At 67.6% G+C, this 17,818-nt stretch carries 16 protein-coding genes; 4 read left to right on the plus strand and 12 right to left on the minus strand.

The genetic code is table 11. The features are described from left to right. The coding region (gene metE, locus OUY22_RS28535; RefSeq protein WP_270158279.1) for a 5-methyltetrahydropteroyltriglutamate--homocysteine S-methyltransferase at positions 1–990 on the plus strand (990 nt) is incomplete at its 5' end. Here the strand turns inward: metE and OUY22_RS28540 are convergent. The 6 genes from OUY22_RS28540 to OUY22_RS28565 form a co-directional block, all read right to left on the minus strand. Beyond that, entirely contained in the window at positions 980–1,825 is an 846-nt protein-coding gene (locus tag OUY22_RS28540; protein WP_270158280.1) for a phosphotransferase family protein, read from the minus strand. The two genes, metE and OUY22_RS28540, sit on opposite strands and share 11 nt — an antisense overlap. A 76-nt stretch (positions 1,826–1,901) precedes the next feature. After that, complete coding sequence (locus OUY22_RS28545; RefSeq protein WP_270158281.1) at positions 1,902–2,816, minus strand: carbohydrate ABC transporter permease; 915 nt, start codon at positions 2,814–2,816, stop codon at positions 1,902–1,904. Positions 2,817–2,820: 4 nt separating this feature from the next. Continuing rightward, entirely contained in the window at positions 2,821–3,732 is a 912-nt protein-coding gene (locus tag OUY22_RS28550) for a carbohydrate ABC transporter permease (RefSeq protein WP_270158282.1), read from the minus strand. After that, positions 3,732–5,141 (minus strand): N-acetylglucosamine/diacetylchitobiose ABC transporter substrate-binding protein, encoded by a 1,410-nt coding sequence (gene ngcE / locus OUY22_RS28555; RefSeq protein WP_270158283.1) that lies wholly within the window; start codon positions 5,139–5,141, stop codon positions 3,732–3,734. The genes OUY22_RS28550 and ngcE overlap by 1 nt, the downstream gene beginning before the upstream one ends. A gap of 26 nt (positions 5,142–5,167) precedes the next feature. Next, positions 5,168–5,896 (minus strand): SIS domain-containing protein, encoded by a 729-nt coding sequence (locus tag OUY22_RS28560; RefSeq protein ID WP_270158284.1) that lies wholly within the window; start codon positions 5,894–5,896, stop codon positions 5,168–5,170. Continuing rightward, on the minus strand, positions 5,897–6,772 hold the full coding sequence (locus OUY22_RS28565) for a MurR/RpiR family transcriptional regulator (RefSeq protein ID WP_270158285.1): 876 nt from the start codon (positions 6,770–6,772) through the stop codon (positions 5,897–5,899). Positions 6,773–6,845: 73 nt separating this feature from the next. On the opposite strand from OUY22_RS28565, the gene OUY22_RS28570 reads away from it, so the two are divergent. Beyond that, positions 6,846–7,793, plus strand: coding sequence for an N-acetylglucosamine kinase (locus OUY22_RS28570; RefSeq protein WP_270158286.1), 948 nt, complete (start codon positions 6,846–6,848; stop codon positions 7,791–7,793). A 33-nt stretch (positions 7,794–7,826) separates the two neighbouring features. On the opposite strand, the gene OUY22_RS28575 is transcribed toward OUY22_RS28570, so the two are convergent. Beyond that, entirely contained in the window at positions 7,827–8,660 is an 834-nt protein-coding gene (locus OUY22_RS28575) for a MurR/RpiR family transcriptional regulator (RefSeq protein ID WP_270158287.1), read from the minus strand. Positions 8,661–8,793: 133 nt separating this feature from the next. Here OUY22_RS28575 and OUY22_RS28580 point away from each other — a divergent pair, with 133 nt between their 5' ends. Both OUY22_RS28580 and OUY22_RS28585 read left to right on the plus strand, forming a co-directional pair. Then, positions 8,794–8,937, plus strand: a complete 144-nt coding sequence (locus OUY22_RS28580; protein ID WP_270158288.1) for a hypothetical protein — start codon at positions 8,794–8,796, stop codon at positions 8,935–8,937. After that, complete coding sequence (locus OUY22_RS28585) at positions 8,934–10,088, plus strand: methyltransferase domain-containing protein (RefSeq protein ID WP_270158289.1); 1,155 nt, start codon at positions 8,934–8,936, stop codon at positions 10,086–10,088. The genes OUY22_RS28580 and OUY22_RS28585 overlap by 4 nt, the downstream gene beginning before the upstream one ends. 76 nt (positions 10,089–10,164) lie before the next feature. On the opposite strand, the gene OUY22_RS28590 is transcribed toward OUY22_RS28585, so the two are convergent. The 5 genes from OUY22_RS28590 to OUY22_RS28610 all read right to left on the minus strand — a co-directional run bounded on the left by OUY22_RS28590 (position 10,165) and on the right by OUY22_RS28610 (position 17,800). Then, positions 10,165–10,968 carry a hypothetical protein gene (locus OUY22_RS28590; protein ID WP_270158290.1) on the minus strand — a complete coding sequence of 268 codons (804 nt, stop codon included), beginning with the start codon at positions 10,966–10,968 and terminating at the stop codon, positions 10,165–10,167. A 229-nt stretch (positions 10,969–11,197) separates the two neighbouring features. Then, positions 11,198–12,112 carry a hypothetical protein gene (locus OUY22_RS28595; protein WP_270158291.1) on the minus strand — a complete coding sequence of 305 codons (915 nt, stop codon included), beginning with the start codon at positions 12,110–12,112 and terminating at the stop codon, positions 11,198–11,200. Between the two features lie 585 nt (positions 12,113–12,697). Next, positions 12,698–13,555, minus strand: a complete 858-nt coding sequence (locus tag OUY22_RS28600; protein WP_270158292.1) for a hypothetical protein — start codon at positions 13,553–13,555, stop codon at positions 12,698–12,700. A 430-nt stretch (positions 13,556–13,985) separates the two neighbouring features. Then, positions 13,986–14,792, minus strand: coding sequence for a hypothetical protein (locus OUY22_RS28605; RefSeq protein WP_270158293.1), 807 nt, complete (start codon positions 14,790–14,792; stop codon positions 13,986–13,988). 95 nt (positions 14,793–14,887) lie between these two features. Continuing rightward, a complete protein-coding gene (locus OUY22_RS28610; RefSeq protein WP_270158294.1) occupies positions 14,888–17,800 on the minus strand; it encodes a LamG-like jellyroll fold domain-containing protein in 2,913 nt (970 codons plus the stop codon). Between the last annotated feature and the right edge of the window lie 18 nt (positions 17,801–17,818).

The raw sequence follows: 17,818 nt of genomic DNA on the forward strand, positions 1-17,818 counted from the left end.
CTGCCCGTCACCACCATCGGGTCGTTCCCGCAGACCGGCGAGCTGCGGGCGGCGCGGGCGGCCGTGGCGGCCGGGACGCTCGGCCCCGAGGAGTACGAGCACCGGGTCCGGGCCGAGATCGAGCGGGTCGTCCGCCTGCAGGAGCGCCTCGGCCTGGACGTGCTGGTGCACGGCGAGCCGGAACGCAACGACATGGTCCAGTACTTCGCCGAGCACCTGGACGGTTTCGCGGTGACCAGGAACGGCTGGGTCCAGTCGTACGGGTCGCGCTGCACGAGGCCGCCCATCCTGCACGGGGACGTGGCGCGGCCGGAGCCGATCACCGTGCGGTGGGCCGCCTACGCGCGGTCGCTCACGGAGCGGCCGGTCAAGGGCATGCTCACCGGCCCGGTCACGATCGTGGCGTGGTCGTTCGTCCGTGACGACCTGCCGCTGCGCGAGGTGGTGGGCCAGGTGGCGGACGCGGTGCGGGAGGAGGTGCGGGACCTGGAGGCGGCCGGCGTGCCGATCATCCAGGTGGACGAGCCGGCGCTGCGCGAGCTGCTGCCCCTGCGCCGGACCGCGCAGGCCGGCTACCTGGAGTGGGCGGTGGCCGCGTACCGCAGGGCGACCTCCGGGGCCGGCGACGGCACGCAGATCCACACCCACCTGTGCTATTCGGACGCCGACCAGATCCTGGCCGCGATCGACGGGCTGGACGCGGACGTGACCACGATCGAGTCGGCCCGGTCGGGAGCCAGGATCCTGAACGCCGTCGGGTCGTTCGGGCGCGGCCTCGGGCCGGGGGTGTACGACATCCACTCGCCGCGGGTGCCGGACGCGGCCGAGGTCGAGGACCTGCTGCGCCGGACGCTGGCGGTGCTGCCCGCCGAGCGGGTCTGGGTCAACCCGGACTGCGGGCTGAAGACCCGCACCTACGAGCAGGTGGAGGCGGCGCTGGCGAACGTGGTGGCGGCCGCCGCGACCCTGCGGGCCGAGCTCAGCCGGTGAAGGTCCACTCCAGGTGGGCCAGGGCCGCCTCGGCGTAGCGGGACGGGCCGGTGCTGAGGCCGTAGGCGAGGTCCTCGATGAGGCCGCAGCGGGCGTAGAACAGCGCCCGCCGGCGGTCCTCGGCGTCGAAGGACCCGTCGTAGGAGGCCAGGATCAGGTCGAAGACCTCCGGCCCCAGGTCGCGGTAGAGCTTGGCGAAGTCGTGGGCCGGGTCGGTGACGGCGGCGTCGGTCCAGTCGATGACGCCGGTCAGCGCGCTGGTCCCGGGATCGGCCAGGAGGTGCTCGGCGCCGAGGTCGTTGTGGCACAGGCGCAGCTCGCGCGGCTCCGGCGGCGGCTCGGCGGCCAGGAACCGCTCCACCAGGGGACGCTGCTCCTCCGGCACGTGCCTCTCGACGTCGCGGTACTCCAGCTGGGCGTCGTGCAGCAGGGTCGGCGCCGGGTAGACGTCGAGCGGCGCGAGCTCGCGGGCCCGCTCCCGCGGGACGCCGTGCAGCGCGCTCAGCAGCCTGCCGAGCGGCTCGGCCAGCCGCTTCGGGTCCCGTACGGGATGCTGGTCGAGCGGCTTGCCGGGCAGCGCGTAGTAGGCGATGACGCCTTCCTTGTCGTCGCCGAACAGCACCTCGGGAACCCGTACCCCGACGAGGTCCTTGATCGCGGCCAGGAGGGCGACCTCGCGCCGGACGGCGGCGGGGTCGGCCACCCGCGCCCGGACGATGAGCTCCCCGTTGACCAGGTGCACGGTGTTGTCCAGGCCCTGGCCCGCGGGGACGACGGTGTGAACCTCGTAGCCGGGGAGATGGCGGGCCAGCAACGCGCGGATGTCGCCGATCACATCCTGAAGCGTAGGCCCGCCGCCCCTCACGTGCGAGCCTTTTCACTATTGCCTCCTTGAGCGATCACTTGAGCGATCACTTGAGCGCCCCGGCCGTGAGCCCCGCCTGGATCTGCCGCTGGAAGATCGTGTACACCACCAGCATCGGCAGGATGGCCAGCGTCAGCGCCGCGAACAGGGCCGCCCAGTCCTGGTCGTAGCCCGCCGCGGTGGAGATGTCGGCGATGCCCTGGGTGAGCACCCACTTGTCCCGCTCCTGCAGCAACACCAGCGGAAGCTGGTACTGGTTCCACTGGCCGAGCACGTTGAAGATGGTGATGCTCACCAGCCCCGGTTTGGCCATCGGCAGCATGATCTGGAAGAACACCCGGGTGTGCGAGGCCCCGTCGACGGTGGCCGCCTCCGCGACCGCCGTGGGCAGCGTGCGGAAGAACGCCGACAGGAAGAACACGGTGAAGGGCATCGAGTACGCGATGTACACCAGCACCAGCCCGGCGTGCGTGTTCAGCCCGATGAACGGGCCGACCAGCGGGACGTTCCCCATGTTCTGCACCACGAAGAACAACGGGATCAGCGCCAGGTAGACGGGGAACGCCAGCCCGGACACGAACAGCAGGTAGACGGCCCGGTTGCCGCGGAACGGATAGCGGGCCAGCACGTAGGCGGCCATCGAGCCGACCAGCATGGTGCCGAACGTGCTGAACGACACCACGATGACGCTGTTGAGCATGTACTGCCCGATGTGGGCCTGCTCCCAGGCGCGGGCGAAGTTGTCCCACCGCAGGGCGGCGGGGAGCGACCAGGCGTCGCCGAAGATCTCCTCCTCGCTCTTCACCGAGGCGAGGAACGTCCACAGGATCGGCACCATCGTCAGCACCGTCCACACCAGCAGGGCCACATGGGTCAGGACGTTCAGAGGCCCGAGCTGCCGGCGGCGTTCCCGGCGGGCGAGCCTGCGCGAGTTCGCGGCCGTCCACGTTGTCGTCGTCATGGCGTCAGTACTCGATTCGTTCGCGACGGGACAGGCGCAGCGACAGGATCGCGAAGCCGATGGTGAAGAAGAACATCACGACGCCCAGCGCCGAGGCGTAGCCGAAGCGGAAGTACTGGAACGCGTTGCGGTAGATCTCGGTGGCCATCACCGTGGTGGAGAAGTCCGGCCCGCCGTGCTGGTCGGTCATCACCCACACGATCGCGAACACGTCCAGCGCCAGGATGCCCAGGTAGACCCAGGCGACCTGCACGGTGTCCCAGAGCAGCGGCAGCGTGACGCGGAAGAACAGGCTGAACCGGCCGGCCCCGTCGATCCTGGCGGCCTCGAACATGTCGCGCGGGATCGACGCCAGCCCGGCCGAGAACAGCACCACGTAGAAGCCGACCGCCTGCCACACCATGACGCCCAGCACCGACCAGAACGCGACGTCCGGGTCCGACAGGAAGCCGATCGGGCCCATCCCGAGCGCCATCAGCGGCGCGTTCAGCATGCCGCTGTCGTCGGGCCGGAACACCTGCTGGAACAGCACCGCGAGCACCGTCACGGCCAGCACCTGCGGGAAGAAGAAGACGACCCGGTAGAACGAGGACCCGGCCACGCCCCCCACGCCCTGCCCTTCGCGTCCCACGTTGAGGAGGAACGCGAAGAACAGGGCGATGACGATCGTCAGCAGCGGCAGGAGCACGAGCAGCGCCGCGTTGTGGGTGACCGCCTTCCAGAAGACCCCGTCGGCGAACAACCGGATGAAGTTGTCGAACCCGATGAAGGCGGGCGTGGCGTTCACGCCCCGCCAGTCGGTCAGAGCGATGTAGAACGCCTGGAGGTACGGGGAGATCACGTACACCAGGTAGAGCGTGACGGGCGCCGCCAGGAAGGCCAGGATGAACAGCCCCCGGCGGTACGTGGCGAACATCAGCGCCGGTACTTCTTGATCGAGGAGTCGGCCTTGAGCTCGTCCGCCTTCTTCTGCAGCCGATCCACGAACTCCTTGGCGGTGGCGCCGCCGCTCATGAGGCGCCCGGTCGCGGCGACCGCCTCGTCGTGGAGCTGGGCGTACCAGCTGCGCCAGCGGAAGTGGACGGTGTTGGCGCCGGCCGCGGCGAGCGCCTCCGTGGCGCTCCTGGCGCCCGGGGTCAGGTCGCGGCCCTCCCCCGCGCCCTTGACCACGGACACGGTACGGACCAGCTCGCTGAAGTCGCCGGCCGCCTTCTTCGACAGCATCGCGCGCAGGTACTCCACGCCGCCCTGCGGGTTGGCGCCGCGCGACGGCACGATGAACGTCTCGCCCGGCCGGGTGTGCAGGGTGCCGTACGGCAGCTTGTCGGAGGCGGTGACGTCGGGGATGGGGAACATGCCGTACTCGAAGTCGTCCGGCGTGGTGGTCTTCTGCTCGTTCTCCAGCCAGGAGCCGCTCGGCAGCATGGCGACCTGGTACTTGTTCTGCGCCGTCTGGGTCTGCACGTGGTCGAGGCCGGCCGTGCCCTCCATCATGTACTTGGCGCCCACCTCGGCCCACGCCTCGGCGGACCGGAGCACCGGCTCGGCCGTCCAGGCGCCGTCTTCCAGGTTGTCGATGTCGACCAGGATCTCGTTGCCGCCGATCTTGGCGGCCATGGTGAGCAGCGGCTCGTACAGGTACTGAGGGTGCTTGCCCGCGTACGTGAACGGCGCCATCTTGCCCGACTTCTTGATCGTCTCGCACAGGGCCAGGAACTCGTCCCAGGTCTTGGGCACCGCCCAGCCGTTGTCGCGGAACGCCTTCTGCGAGTACCAGATGCCGTGGATGTAGTTGACGTAGCCGACGCTGAGGAACGTGCCGTCGAGGGTGCCGAAGTCGACGACGGCCGGGTCGAGGGTGTCCCTGACCTTGACGTTCGGGTCGTCCCAGCTCGGCGCGTCCAGCAGCGGGCCGAGGTCCTGGAGCTGGCCGTCCTGGGCGAGCGCGCCCATGTCCAGGGCGTTGGCGCCGGAGTTGTCGATCACGTCCGGCGGGTTGCCGCCGGCGAAGCGCGGCTGCAGGACCTTGGTGATCTCCTTGGTGGCGCTGTGCTTGATCGCGACGTCGGGATACTTGGTCTTGAACAGCGGCTGGTGGATGTCGGTGGCGTAGGCGTCGCCGAAGCCGCCGTCGAAGATCCACACTTCCAGCGGCTTCTTGGCGTCCACGCCGAAGGGGTTGGCCGCGCTCGTGGCCGCCGGCGCGGCGGACGAGGTGGGGGCCTGGGCCTGGGGAGTGGCGCACGCGGCGAGCGCACCGGCCATCGGGGCGAGGGCCGCGGCGCGGAGCAGCCCGCGCCGGGTGATCTGGGGGGTGTTCTCCATGGGTCCCTACTCCTGACTTGTCTGACTCAACGGCGGATGCGCCCTGCGTACCGGTTCTCCAGGGCTCTGTTGTGCTCGTCACCGCCGATCACGTTGGCCGACAGGTAGACCGGCGGCGTCTCGCCGAGCGCCACCAGGCGCTCGACCGTCTCGGTGACCATGAGCTGCGCGAGCAGCGCCGAGGTGATGGTGGAGACGGCGCCGTAGGTCTCCCCGCCCGGCAGCTCCAGCACCGCGTCCCCGTACGGGGCGCCGTTGTCCAGCACCACGTCGGCCAGGTCGAGCAGCTTGCCGCCCGACGGATGGCGCGAGGTCATCCGGCTGCTGTGCCTGACGGAGGTGATCGCGATGAGCGGGTGGCCGCGCTCCTTGACGAGCGAGGCGAGCTCGACCACGGCGCCGTTCACGCCGGAGCTGGAGATCAGCACGAACGCGTCGCGCGGGTCCACGGGCGCGAGCGCGTAGATCCGGTGCGCGATCGCGGGGTCGCGCTCCAGCTCGGAGGTGAGCACGCCGGGCGGCTCTCCCCCGTACAGGACGAGGTCTCTGGGCGAGAGCCGGTTGCTCGGCACCAGTCCGCCCGCGCGTCCGGCGATCTCCATGGCGATGGCCTCGGAGTGCCCGGAACCGAAAGCGTTTACCACACCGCCCGCGCGAAGCGCGCCGACCAGCGCCCCGGCGGCCCGCCCGACCGGCTCCGCCTGGCTCTCCGCGACCTGACGGGCCAGTTCCAACGCCATGGTTGCGTACGTCATTCAGCCTCTCTCCACCCGGTGACTCTCCACGGCGGCGATCGTCAGCTCGAACGCCGCGTTCGTGCGCTCGTACGTCCGTTGCGCGACCGCCACGTACACGGTGTCCAGCACGAACAGCTGGGAGTGGACGGCGGCGAGCCCGCCGAGCCGGAACGTGGTCTCCCTGCTGGCGGTGGTCAGCACCAGCTCGGCCAGCTCCGCCAGCGGCGAGCGGGCGAACGAGGTGACGGCCACGGTCAGCGCGCCATGGCCGCCGGCCTCGGCCAGCGACTCCATCACCTCGCGGGTGCGGCCCCGGTGGCTGATGCCGATGGCCACGTCGCCGTCGCGCAGCAGCGCCGCCTCCGACAGGGCGACGTGCGCGTCGTACGCGCTCCAGCACGGGATGCCGATGCGGCGCAACCGGCCCTCCAGCATGGTCGCCACGTTGCCGCTGGTGGAGACGCCGACCAGGAGCACCCTGCGGGCGGCCACCACGGCATCGGCGACCTTGGAGACCACCTCGGGATCGAGCTGGGCGGCGGTGTCCTGGATGAGCCGGGCGTCGGCGGCGGCGATCACCTCGATGGCCGCGTCGATCGGGTCGTCCGGGCCGATCTCGTGGCCCACGCCCGCGCCCCACCCGGCCTGCGCGGCCCGGCCGGTCTCGGTGGCCAGCGCCACCCGCAGCTCGGCGTAGCCGGAGAAGCCGAACGCCCGGCAGAACCTCGTCACGGTCGCGGGCGAGCTGCCGGACCGCTCGGCCAGCGCGATGATGGTCGACCGCGCGGCCTCCGCAGGGTCATCGAGGATCACCTCGCCGACCCTGCGCAACGCTTCGGGCAGAGCGGGGAGCTCGGTCTCGACGCGGCCCAGGGCACCTGGAGTCACGAACATTCCTTCCGAACATTCGGCCTTTCGGCGAAAATTATTCTTGCTTACTGGTCACGTCAAGACCCACAATCTGATCGTGACTATTTCGCTCGTGGTCGGGGTCGACGCCGGCGCCACCGCCACCCGCGTGGCGGTCCACACGCTCGACGGCACCCGGGTCGGGTACGCGCGAGCGGGGGCGGGCAACCCGAGCGCGCACGGTCTCGGCAAGGCGGTGGCCGCCATCGCCGGCGCGGTGCGCCAGGCCCTCACCGGCCACGACGGCTCCCAGGTGGTGGGGTCGCTCGCAGGGGTGGCCGGGCACGTCCAGCGGATGCTCCCCGGCCTGGACAAGGCCTGGGCCGACCTGGGCATCCTGTCGGGCCCCCGGCTCTCCGGCGACGTCGAGATCGCCTACGCCGCGGGCTCACCGGAGCCGGACGGCTCCCTCCTGCTGTCGGGCACCGGCGCCGTGGCGGCGGCCATCAGGTCGCACCGGCTCGACCGGATCGCCGACGGGCTCGGCTGGCTGCTGGGCGATGCGGGCTCCGGCTTCTGGATCGGCCGCGCCGCCGCCCAGCACACCGCCGCCGCCCTCGACGCGTCCTCCCCCGACAGGCTGACGGAGCTGGTGCTGCGCCACTTCCTCGGCGACTGGCGAGGCGCCACGGCCCGCGACACCGCCGACCGGTTCGTCCGCCTCGTCCAGGGCGACCACATGCGGCTGGCCGAGCTCGCCTCCCCGGTGAGCCGCGCCGCCGCCGAGGGCGACCCCGCCGCCCTGGCGATCACCCGCCAGGCCGCCGACCACCTGGTGGCCACCGTCCGCCGGGTGCACGTCTCGGGGCCGGTGGTCCTCGCGGGAAGCGTGCTCACCAACGACGGTCCCGTACGCTCCCGCGTCCTGGAACTGCTGGGCGGCGAGCAGGTGCGCACGGCGGGCGACGCGGCGGGCGCGGCGGCCTGGCTGGCGGCCCGCGACCACCTGCCGGAAGACCGCGCGGCCGCGGTGCACGCCGCCTTCACCGGCGCCGCCACGCCGTGAACTCCGCCTCCGGGGCGAGCCGCCGCGAGCCCGTCACTCCGCCGCGACCGCCCTGGCTGTGACGTCGAAGGCCGGTCTTGTCCGCTCGTACGTGCGCTGGGCGACCGCGACGTAGAGCACGTCCAGCACGAGCAGTTGCGAGTGGAACGCGGCGGAGCCGGCGGACCTGAACGTCGTCTCCCGGCTGGTCGTGGTCAGCACCAGCTCGGCCACCTCGGCCAGCGGTGAGCGGGGGTTCGAGGTCACGGCCACCGTGGTCGCGCCGTGGCCGCCCGCCTCTTCCAGCACCTCGACCGCCTCGCGGGTCCTGCCGCTGTGGGAGACGCCGACGGCGACGTCTCCGTACCCGAGCAGCGCGGCGTCAGTGAGCGCGCTGGGCACGTCGGACCTGCTCCAGGTGGGGATGCCGGTGCGCTGCAGCCTGCGCTCCATCGCACCGGCCGCGCCGCCCGACGCCCCGAACAGCAGGACGCGCCCGGCCCGCGCGATGGCCTGCGCCGCCTTCTCCACCGAGGCCAGGTCGAGCTGACCGGCGGTCTCCCGGAGGAGCCGGAGGTCGTTGCCCGCCACCACGCCCAGCACCTTCTCCAGGCTGTCACCCGGCAGGATCTCCCGGCCGACGTCGGCCCACTGGTCGTCCCTGCCCGTCTCGGCGGCGAGCGCGATCCGCAGCTCCGCGTACCCGCCGAAGCCGAGGACGCGGCAGAGGCGGGTGACGGTGGCGGTGGAGGTGCCGCTGCGCTCGGCGAGATCCACGATGGTCAGACGGGCGGTCGCGGCGGGGTTCTCCAGGATGGCGTCGGACACTCTGCGCAGCGCGCCGGGCAGCTCGTGGCGCACGGTCCCGATCCGGCCGAGAAGGTTCACGCGGTGATAATGACGCTCACCGCTGCCTTCCGTGTGCCGGTGGAAAAAATCATTCTCGACCAGATCACGTTTCCACGCCCTGTCGTAACCTTGCGCTCACTTGGAGTCACCGAGACCGCGAGGGGAGATCGCCATGAGCGCGAAGCACGCAGGCAAGCCGAAGAAGGACGAGCCGCTGACCAAGACAGGCCAGCCGGGGAAATCGACGGATGACACCTGGCCCGGAGGGAAGGGCAAGCACACCAAGAACGGCGAACAGGGCGGGCAGGAGAAGTGATCAGCGCACTCAACCGCACGGAGGCGCTCATCCAGGAGTTGGCCCCCCTCGACCACCGGATCGCCGACGCGATGCGCGAGGTTCCCCGTCACCTGTTCATCCCGCCCGTCGCCCTGGCGAGCCTCGGTGGCGAGAACCCGCGGCTCATCGACCGCGAGGCCGACCCCCGCGGCTGGTGGGACGCGGTTTACTCCGACAACCCCATCATCACGCAGCTCGATGACGGCGCCACCGACATCGGAACCGGCTCCGGTGACTCCACGTCGTCATGCTCCGCACCTGGCATCGTCGCCCAGTTCCTGGAACTGCTCGACCCTGAACCGGGAACCCGGGTGCTGGAGATCGGGACGGGCACCGGCTGGACCGCCGCCCTGCTCTGCCACCTGGTCGGCGCGGCCAACGTGACCTCGATCGAAGTGGACCCGGTCATCGCCGAACAGGCGGCCAAGAACCTGAGCGAGGCCGGGTTCCAGCCCACCCTGATCGTCGGCGACGGCGCGGAGGGCTGCCCATCGCGGGGGCCGTTCGACCGGGTGCACGTCACCTGCGGGATCCGTACGGTGCCGTACGCGTGGATCTCGCAGGCTAGACCAGGAGCGGTGCTGGTGGCCCCGTACTCTCCGCGCTTCCAGAGCGACTTCCAGCTCCGCCTCGTGGTCACTCCCTCTGGCGTGGCGCACGGGAGGTTTCCCGGGCTCGCGTCGTACATGCTGATGCGTGCCCAGCGCTCCATGCCCGGCCGGCAGCCTGACGGGGCGCAGAACGAACACCGCCTCACCACCCGCATCGACCCCCGCACGATCGCCTGCGCCCCCGCCGGCGCCGACCTCGCCATCGGGGCGATGACCGGGCTCACCGCGCACGGCAGCGACGAACCCGACGAGGACGGGGAGCTCTACCGCCTGTGGGTCGCCGACCCCCGCGATCCGGATTCCTGGGCCGTGATGGACTGGCGGCCGGACCGCGAGGAGTACGAGGTGTTCCAGGTCGGCGACCGGCCCCTGTGGGAAGAGATCACCGACGCCTACTTCCGGTGGGTGGGCTGGGGTGAGCCCGACTACGACCGGTTCGGCATGACGGTCGGACCGGACGGCCAGCGTGTCTGGCTGGACCGGCCGGAGAACCCGCTCACCGGCCGCACGGCTGAATGACACCGGGCCCGGCGAAACTCCTCGCCGGGCCGCTGTTCTCGTGTAGCCCGGGACCCATGGGTTTCGCCCACGATCATCACTGGAGCTCCGTGTGTCCGATCACCGCGAGCCCGACGCGCGGATCTTCGACGATCTCCCGTGCACGCTCCGACCACACGTTGTAGATCGCCCCGTGCCACAACCCTGCGACCGCCCGCTCCTTCACCTCGGAGAGGCCCAGCTCGAAAGGCGCGAGCAGAGCGGCGTCCTGCGGGGTCAGCAACTCCGCCCAGCGCCGGAAACCCGACGTGAGCGACGCGCGGACGGCGGGATCGCAGTCATCGAACCCGCGTGAGCGGCAATAGCCGGAACGGTCCCACGAGATCGGAAGACCTCCGTTGCCGCGCAGCGGGGAGAAGAACGCGACCTCCGGGTGGGACGCCGAGATCTTGAGCGCTTCGGATTCGCTCATGGGATGCGCGAATCCCACGACCAGCATGACCCTGGTGTCCCCGGCGCGCGCCAGGCCGTCGAGCGCGTCGAGGGCCTTCGTGGTCGCCCGAGCCCGGTCCGGTGCCTGCCCCAGCTCGCGGATGGCCTCACTGAGCCGCCAACTCCTCAGCCGGGGGATGACTGCGGAGCCATCGGGAGCCGTCCTGATCTCCAGGTCCTGCCTGCCGAGCACTTCTTTGAACCACCGGCTCGGCCACCGCGGCTCCACGACGACCCGGACAGTATCGCCAGGGGTCTTCCACACCCCCGACAGCATGTTCTCCTCGTGCACCACTCGATAGTCGGGACGGGCCACGGCGAGCGCGTTGATCCATACGAGGGCCTTCCGGTCTGTACTCTCCGAATTCGCGCCCGGCGAGCAACCAGCCGCCACCAGGCATGCGACCAACAGCGCCCACCGAGCCAGTCTGCGCACGGACTATCTCCTCCAGGAAGAGCCTCGGGGCGACGACAGGCGGGCTCCCCGGTGGAGGCGAAGCACGGCGTTCCCTCACCCGCCCATCGGTCAGACGTCTGACCCGTCATCGATCTTCATGTACCGGACGAGCACGAAGGTGTCCAGGTTCGTCGTCATGGATGCCTCTCCCTCATGTCTGCAGGCAGGTGGAAAGACTCGTTCAGGACGGGGCCGGCACACTGGTCGACCACAAAGCCGGCTCGCACACCATCCTGCCGGCGGTCTCGCAGTTGAGCCGGGCGTCGATGATGTGAACAGCGCGGACCCGCTTGTCGCGGAGAAGCAGGCGCAGCTCGCTCGGAGCGGTGTTGTCATCGACGTACCCGACGATGCGGCCACGAGCGGCGGCCTCCTGCACGTTCGGCAGTTGAAGCCCCACAGCGGACAGGACGCTCTGGTCGGCCGAGCGGAGCAGGGCCACCCACGCGCGGAACTCTTCGAAGAGGGGCAGGTCCTCACAGTTGCGCGCCACCTGCCGCTCCTCGCATGCCGGGGTCCTGTCCCAGTACAGGGGGACGTCGCCGGCCACCCCGGAAGAGATGAGGATGTTGTCCCCACGGACTCCGTAAGCGCTCTCGTGCTGTTCGGAGGTCATCGGGGTGCGCAGTTCGACGACGGCCGTGACGGCGACAGCGTTGCCCAGGTGGTCGAGCAGGCCGGCGCTGTCGTCCGGTTGCTTCTCCGCGCCGAGTCGCCGCAGCACCCGGCGCATGCGGGTATCAGGGAACACCGGCTTATGGATATCGGACGTCCCGGCGGGAGAGATCAGGGTGGCGCCACGAACGTTGCGGTAGATGTCGAATGACTGGACGGAATAACGCTCCTCCCCGGCGCGGGCCCACTGCGGCTCGGCCGCCACCCGGACGGAATGCTCGTCAACAGGTTGTCCCGGCCACGACACAGTGGCGAAGCGGAACTCGGGATTCGCGACGGAGATCCCGTTCCTCGCGACGACATAGAAGTGCTCGCGCCCATCGCCCGCATGGACGTCGCGACCGTCGGACTCACAGCCGGTCAGGAACACGAGCATCAGCGCGACAGCTACGCTTCTCCGCAGAATGCCGGCACCGGTCATGGCGTCTCCCTTGATGGGCGTATGCGGCGGGGGCCGCGGCACACTCCGGCTGGTCCTTGACCGGCACGTCCGGTCTCGGTGAGGGCGTGTTCCAGGTCGGCGACCGGCCCGTGTGAGGGGAGGTTACCGACTTTTACGTCCGGTGGGGTCGGCTGGGCGAGCCGAATACGGCCGGTACGAGTAACGACATCCCGCACGAACGTGAAGCCCAGTTGGCTCGACCGGCCACGCAACCGCAACCCTTCCCGCCGTCACCGCAGCTGCCCCCGAGCTGTCTCAAACGCGCCCGACGAAGCAGCCACAGAGAACGCCGCCCCTCCGACAAGGGCATCCGGCACGTAGGATCGCCCGCCACCATGCTCCTGCCCCGGCAGCCCCGAGCCGGAGGTGATCATCAGCTGAACGGCTTAAGGCCTTGGTGGCCCTTGCTTTTCTGGCGCTCCTACTTCCGAAGCTAGCCCCACATACGGGTGACCTCAACCACTTGAACTCCCTTGATAGCTGAGCTTTTCTCTAATTGTCGGATCCCGGAACGGTCCCCCGTGGTTCAGGTGCCTCGGCGCAGGCGGCCCGCAAGCCGGCACCTCAGTCTCGCCCGTCTCCCAGGCTTACCGAGATTATCTCGACCGATTTGACCTGCCTGTTCTGCGACAGCGACTTGATCTCTTCGAGCTCGACGCTTGCGATAAATCCCTCGACCGTTCCGGCCTGGGACAGTCTGCGCAGCTCACCCAGGTCCAGATTGAGTCGAGCGAGGAGCGGCGCATCCTCGTCCCGGAGAGTCGAGACCCACAACTGGAAACCGTCGGACGCGGGCATGGGATGGTCACTCGCACATGGCAGACTCTTGTCATCGCAGAACGAGTCATCCCAGGAAACCGACCCCTTGGAGTCGTTCTGCAGGCGAAAGATGGCTACGTCGATACCGTTCAGCAGCCAGGCGTCAACAGTCTTCGCGGAGGTGGAGGCAGAGAGTTCGACCATGACCAAGGCGCGCAGGTACTTGTTCTTGTCAGGCAGGTCGACAAGGCCCTGATCCTTCGGGGTAAGCCCGATCGGCGCCGATTCCCCTGAACTACCGATGACCGAAGTCAGGTACCAGGGCCTCAGGTGCGGTGCCGAGACGTCACCGGAGGGAAGGAGTTCGACAGCTGCTTCACGAGTTGCCTCGTCCCCTTTGTTCAGCGGATAGGCGGAACGGGGATCAACCAGCAAGGGAACGGTGCCGCCCCGGGGACCGATGTCCGCCTCCTTCGACGGATCGGCGCGAATACGGTAGTCCGGGCGAGAAACGGCGAAGGCGTTCGCCAGGACAAGCTTCGCCCGCTCCGTGGATAAGTCAGTCCATGGCCCGGAAGCTTGATAAATGAAAACAGACAGCAGGGCCAGGGCAGTAAGGGGCGATATGATCATAAATATTCGACGTCGGCCGACGAGTACCAAGACACCGTCCTCACAATCTACTGAGTGTGCTGGTGCCGGCCCCTTTTAAAGATGCCGACACCAGCACACGATTCACTCCGAGCCGTTCACCGTTTCATGGTGAACGGGGTCGATCGAGGAGGAAGTACAGCGGCTGAGGCAGCGGATCTTCACGGCGTGTCAGGTACGCCTGGCTGGCATGACGGGCAGTGCATCTGATCGGACCGGTCGATGCGACCGCTGGCCAACCTTTGATCATTCGCGGCTAGGATACGCTGCGCAAGAGGCTCAACACCCGGTCCGGTAGAGCGGCGTCGTCCTCACCCATTTCGAGTGCTACTACCTGCCGGCAACTCACTGGGATCACGTCACCGGTGCAACTGGAAGTATTAATGCTGTGACCGGAAACGATCACCGGGTTGGTGGGCCTGATGAAATCACGCGCCTCGCCCTAGGCTGGGAAAACGCCGAGGACCGTTACACGAGGGCGGGCCAGCAAGTATAGAAGCCTTTCGCGCCCGCTGACGTTCAGAACGAGGCCGTGCACCAAGCCCTCTCGCTGGGCCTGATACAGGCCTTCCATGCGCAGCCCGAGATCCGCCAACATAACGCTGTCCTCGCTTTGCAAGAGGGAGAGCCATTGCCGGAGTTGGGCGGTGGGTGAGGTGGGATTGCAGCCGGAGAGCAGTCGGTGCACGCACGTGTCTCCACCCATGCGCCAGGTTACGGGAAATCCATTGGCCACTGTGTCATCCGACAGGATATATAGCGCATGCCCACTTAAATCCATATCGGCGAACTTTCTAGCCTCTGTCTCTGACACAGGTGGTGAAAACTTAATCAGTACCGCAGCCTCCTGCTCGGCGGGCATGTCACGGACTGCCGCCTCCATGCCCACCTTGCCGTGTATCTTGGAAAAAGTTTTCAGTTGTTCGGCCACCCGCGACGCCGGTAGGTCAGGTCGCAGTCCGGCGGAGCCAATCAGCGGGCGGGTGAGCCAGACTCGCACGCCGGGTCCAGTGGAAGGATAGTCAAGAATACTGACCGGGACTGAGACGGAGAAAGGCGCCTTCTTCGCGTCCCCGACACCATCCCACAGCATGATACGGTAATCGGGTCGAGCTACCTGCAGCCCGTTCGCCAGAACGAGCTTGGTTCGTGCGATTACTTCTTCACTGTGAAGAGATGTCGACATCCAAAGCGCCGTCACTGTCACTAATACGATCAGACCAACGGACATGGCGCGCTTGGATAACATTTCGACTCTTCCTCTTTCACGTGATCTGTCAGCGTAGTTGCTCAGCGAGGCGACCTGGAGCCTCGCTGAGCAACCAGTCCTCCGCCCTCTAGGATTTAGAGGTCTTCAAAGGCCGTCCAGGCCCGCATCCAGCAGGTTTGGATCGGCCCGACTGGAACTCGCCCGGCATCGCTGGTCGGCTTCTTGCTGTCTTCGAGATATACCTCGATGAAAACCTCGTGGCGCAGCGCCGAGATGGTGGCGAGAAACCCTTGTGCGTCCAAAGGGAAGGTAAGAATCCCCTCCTTGGGCGTCTTGTTCACGCGTCGCCCGTCACCTGTATCAGAAGGAAAGGATACCTTGTCTCTCCCGATGATATGTGAGATACCACCCGATGCAGGGAGTCCTACAGAAACCTCACTGGCGTTGGCCTGCCAGGCGACAGATGTCGTCGAATAGATTTTCATCGTGCCCAGCAGGTGCTTGTTCTTCGGGTCCTTCTCGAACTTCGAGGTAGCAGTGACTCGGGCGTTTGAATAATGGTGTAGGATACTGACTTTGTCGGCGTTGTACAGGAGTGTTCCGAACCAGGTGGTGCCGGCATCGTAATGTGCCTCCAGCCCCTTTCGCAGCACTTTCTTCCCGAAGAACGTCAAATAGCAGTATATTTTTCCCGAACTCGTACCGTCGTCCGATTTACAGGCGTATTTGGGCTTGATAGTTCCCGGAGTGTAGTGACCGCCGTTACGCTTGCCGCAGGCATCGGGCGCTGCCGCTGCCGCGGTGATGCCGACTGTGGAACCCTCAATGAGGCCCAGGCAGTGGTCTGACAGGTCAGTTGAGTCCGCGTAGGCGTCGTAAGGCACCTCGATTCTAGTCATGTTGCCGCAGCGGTCGAATACATGCACCGATATGGTGAAATCGCTGGGTTCGATCTGTCCCGCAGGCCTTAACGCCGTGCCCGAGACAGCATCTGACGAGCTCGCAGGCGGGTCCCATGTCTGTTTTATAGCGACGGTCACACGTACGCTGCCGTCCGTTCGGCTCTGCCAGACTACCGGATCTTCGAGCGATACAGTCGATCCCGTCCTTGACTCGTTTGACTGCACGATCCGCCATCGCTCTTCCACGAGCGCGGTGTTCAGTAGCGACAGCTTGGCCGTGCTGGGGGCATCTGCTGTCACTCCAGGCACTGCCCAGATGGTGTCGGCATGTCCCTCCAGTACCGCGTCTTGTGCCCCGTAATAGTTCTTGACGCGATCGATGTACGTCTGCGCGTTCGACTCCCCCGATTCGACCGCCTTCGCGGTCTGCTGCGGGGAGTCCAAGAAAGGAATACAGGAGTCGCCGCTAGTTACCGGGAGCGGCACGGCCTCCGGCGTCACAGTGGTGCTCTCCCAGCCGCTGACTCCGAATCGAGTTCTGGCACGAACCCTGACGGTGTAAGCGGTCTCGTTTTCCAGTCCACTCACCGCAACGTACGGATCTGTGACCTCCAAGCTCTTGACAGATTCCCCGCTACTGTCTTGCACCTCCACATCGAAGCCGTCCAGCATGGCAATGCTGCCGTTATCCTCCGGCAAGCCCCAGCTGGCGGTCGCGCTGGAGTCGCCTGCCTGCGCGAGAAGGTTGAGCACGTTGCTCGGAGCCCCCGGCGGAAGGTAGCTGACTGCCAAGGACGGTTGCTCGGCTGCCAGACCATCGCCGAAAGTGATGACCTCGTCCTTGTCCGAAGTGAGCAGCAGCCACCGGTATTCACTGCCGCTTATGTCTGCCTCCGACTCGCTCAGTGACATCGCGTACGACGTTGAGTCGTCAGCGTCGCCAACCAGATCTGATCCCTTCGACTCGTTGGTGACAGTGCCTTTCAGGGGTGTTGCAGTGATTACTGCATCCAAAGGGCAGTCCGAGTCGGGACAGGTAGCAGTACCGAGAGAAAGGCGGCTCTCCTGCAACATGGCACCGTCGGGAACTTCATCGAGCTTGAAGCCGATGACGGCTGCAGTCCGATCGGCGCCGGTGCCACCAATGCGTAGGGCGGCCGAGTCGAGCACCGTGCACGGCGAACCATCGCACGCGCCCGGATCGACCTTGGCGATTTTGATGACGAAATTGTCCTTGGCCAGTGTCAGGTGCTGCACGTCCTCTTCTGGGAACGGAGGTGGCGTGCCCGGAGTGGTGAAGCTGACAGCGGCGCTCTTGGACGTGCAGACCTCGGTGTGGCCTGTGTCAGATGCGGTGGCAGCAGTGGGTGCGACCGACCCAGTCGGCCCGACAGTCATCGTGCCGCCGAGCGGAGTGTTCATATCGGTGGTGATTTCTGCGGCTGTCTGGGCGCGGTTGTAGACGCGGACCTCGTCGATGACGCCGTCGAAGAACTCGCCGTAGATGGTGTTGCCGCCGATGTGGAAGTCGCCGCCGTCGTCCAGCAGGGCGCCGGACGCGGACTCTTCGCCGACTTTGTTGCCGTTGAGGTAGAGGCGGGCGGTGGTGCCGTCGTAGGTGACAGCGAGGTGGCTCCAGGTGTTCACCGAGAGCGGACCGGTTCCGTCCACCTGTGCCGGCTCGTCCTCCGTCGTCAGCCAGCCGGTAGGAGTGAGGCCGCTGGAGGCGTACAGGGCGTAGGAGAGGTCGTCCAGTGTGGCGTAGTCCTTGCCCATGACGGTGTGCCAGCCGTCCAGGCTCGACGGCTTGACCCAGGCCGAAAGCGTCATCCCGGAGCCGAGCCGGAGCGAGGCGTTGTGGTCGACGGTGACGAGGCCGAAGAGACCGTCGAAGGACAGGCCCTTGCCGTACTTGCCGTTGACCCACGAGGTGTCGACAGCGGTGCCATGGTTGGTGCCGGTCACATCGTTGACGGTGCTACCGGTGCCTTCGTTCATTCCGTAGGCGGCGATCAGACCCGACGGTGTGGGCGTCGGAGTTGGTGTCGGAGTCGGGGTCGGTGTGGGTGTGGGTGTGGGTGTCGGGTCGGGGTCAGGATCGGGTCCTGGGTCCTCGGTTTGGGGGGCGGTGACGCAGGCGGTCATCTGCCACTTGTAGGTGTG

Origin of the sequence: Nonomuraea corallina (assembly GCF_027620315.1) — a bacterium.
Lineage (GTDB): Bacteria > Actinomycetota > Actinomycetes > Streptosporangiales > Streptosporangiaceae > Nonomuraea > Nonomuraea corallina.

What these genes read in the sequence shown, in the direction of transcription:
- OUY22_RS28545 (WP_270158281.1), bottom strand. Translation starts at nt 2,816, where the DNA reads ATGACGACGACAACGTGGACGGCCGCGAACTCGCGCAGGCTCGCCCGC.
- OUY22_RS28550 (WP_270158282.1), bottom strand. Translation starts at nt 3,732, where the DNA reads ATGTTCGCCACGTACCGCCGGGGGCTGTTCATCCTGGCCTTCCTGGCG.
- ngcE (WP_270158283.1), bottom strand. Translation starts at nt 5,141, where the DNA reads ATGGAGAACACCCCCCAGATCACCCGGCGCGGGCTGCTCCGCGCCGCG.
- OUY22_RS28560 (WP_270158284.1), bottom strand. Translation starts at nt 5,896, where the DNA reads ATGACGTACGCAACCATGGCGTTGGAACTGGCCCGTCAGGTCGCGGAG.
- OUY22_RS28565 (WP_270158285.1), bottom strand. Translation starts at nt 6,772, where the DNA reads ATGTTCGTGACTCCAGGTGCCCTGGGCCGCGTCGAGACCGAGCTCCCC.
- OUY22_RS28580 (WP_270158288.1), top strand. Translation starts at nt 8,794, where the DNA reads ATGAGCGCGAAGCACGCAGGCAAGCCGAAGAAGGACGAGCCGCTGACC.
- OUY22_RS28595 (WP_270158291.1), bottom strand. Translation starts at nt 12,112, where the DNA reads ATGACCGGTGCCGGCATTCTGCGGAGAAGCGTAGCTGTCGCGCTGATG.
- OUY22_RS28605 (WP_270158293.1), bottom strand. Translation starts at nt 14,792, where the DNA reads ATGTTATCCAAGCGCGCCATGTCCGTTGGTCTGATCGTATTAGTGACA.
- OUY22_RS28610 (WP_270158294.1), bottom strand. Translation starts at nt 17,800, where the DNA reads ATGACCGCCTGCGTCACCGCCCCCCAAACCGAGGACCCAGGACCCGAT.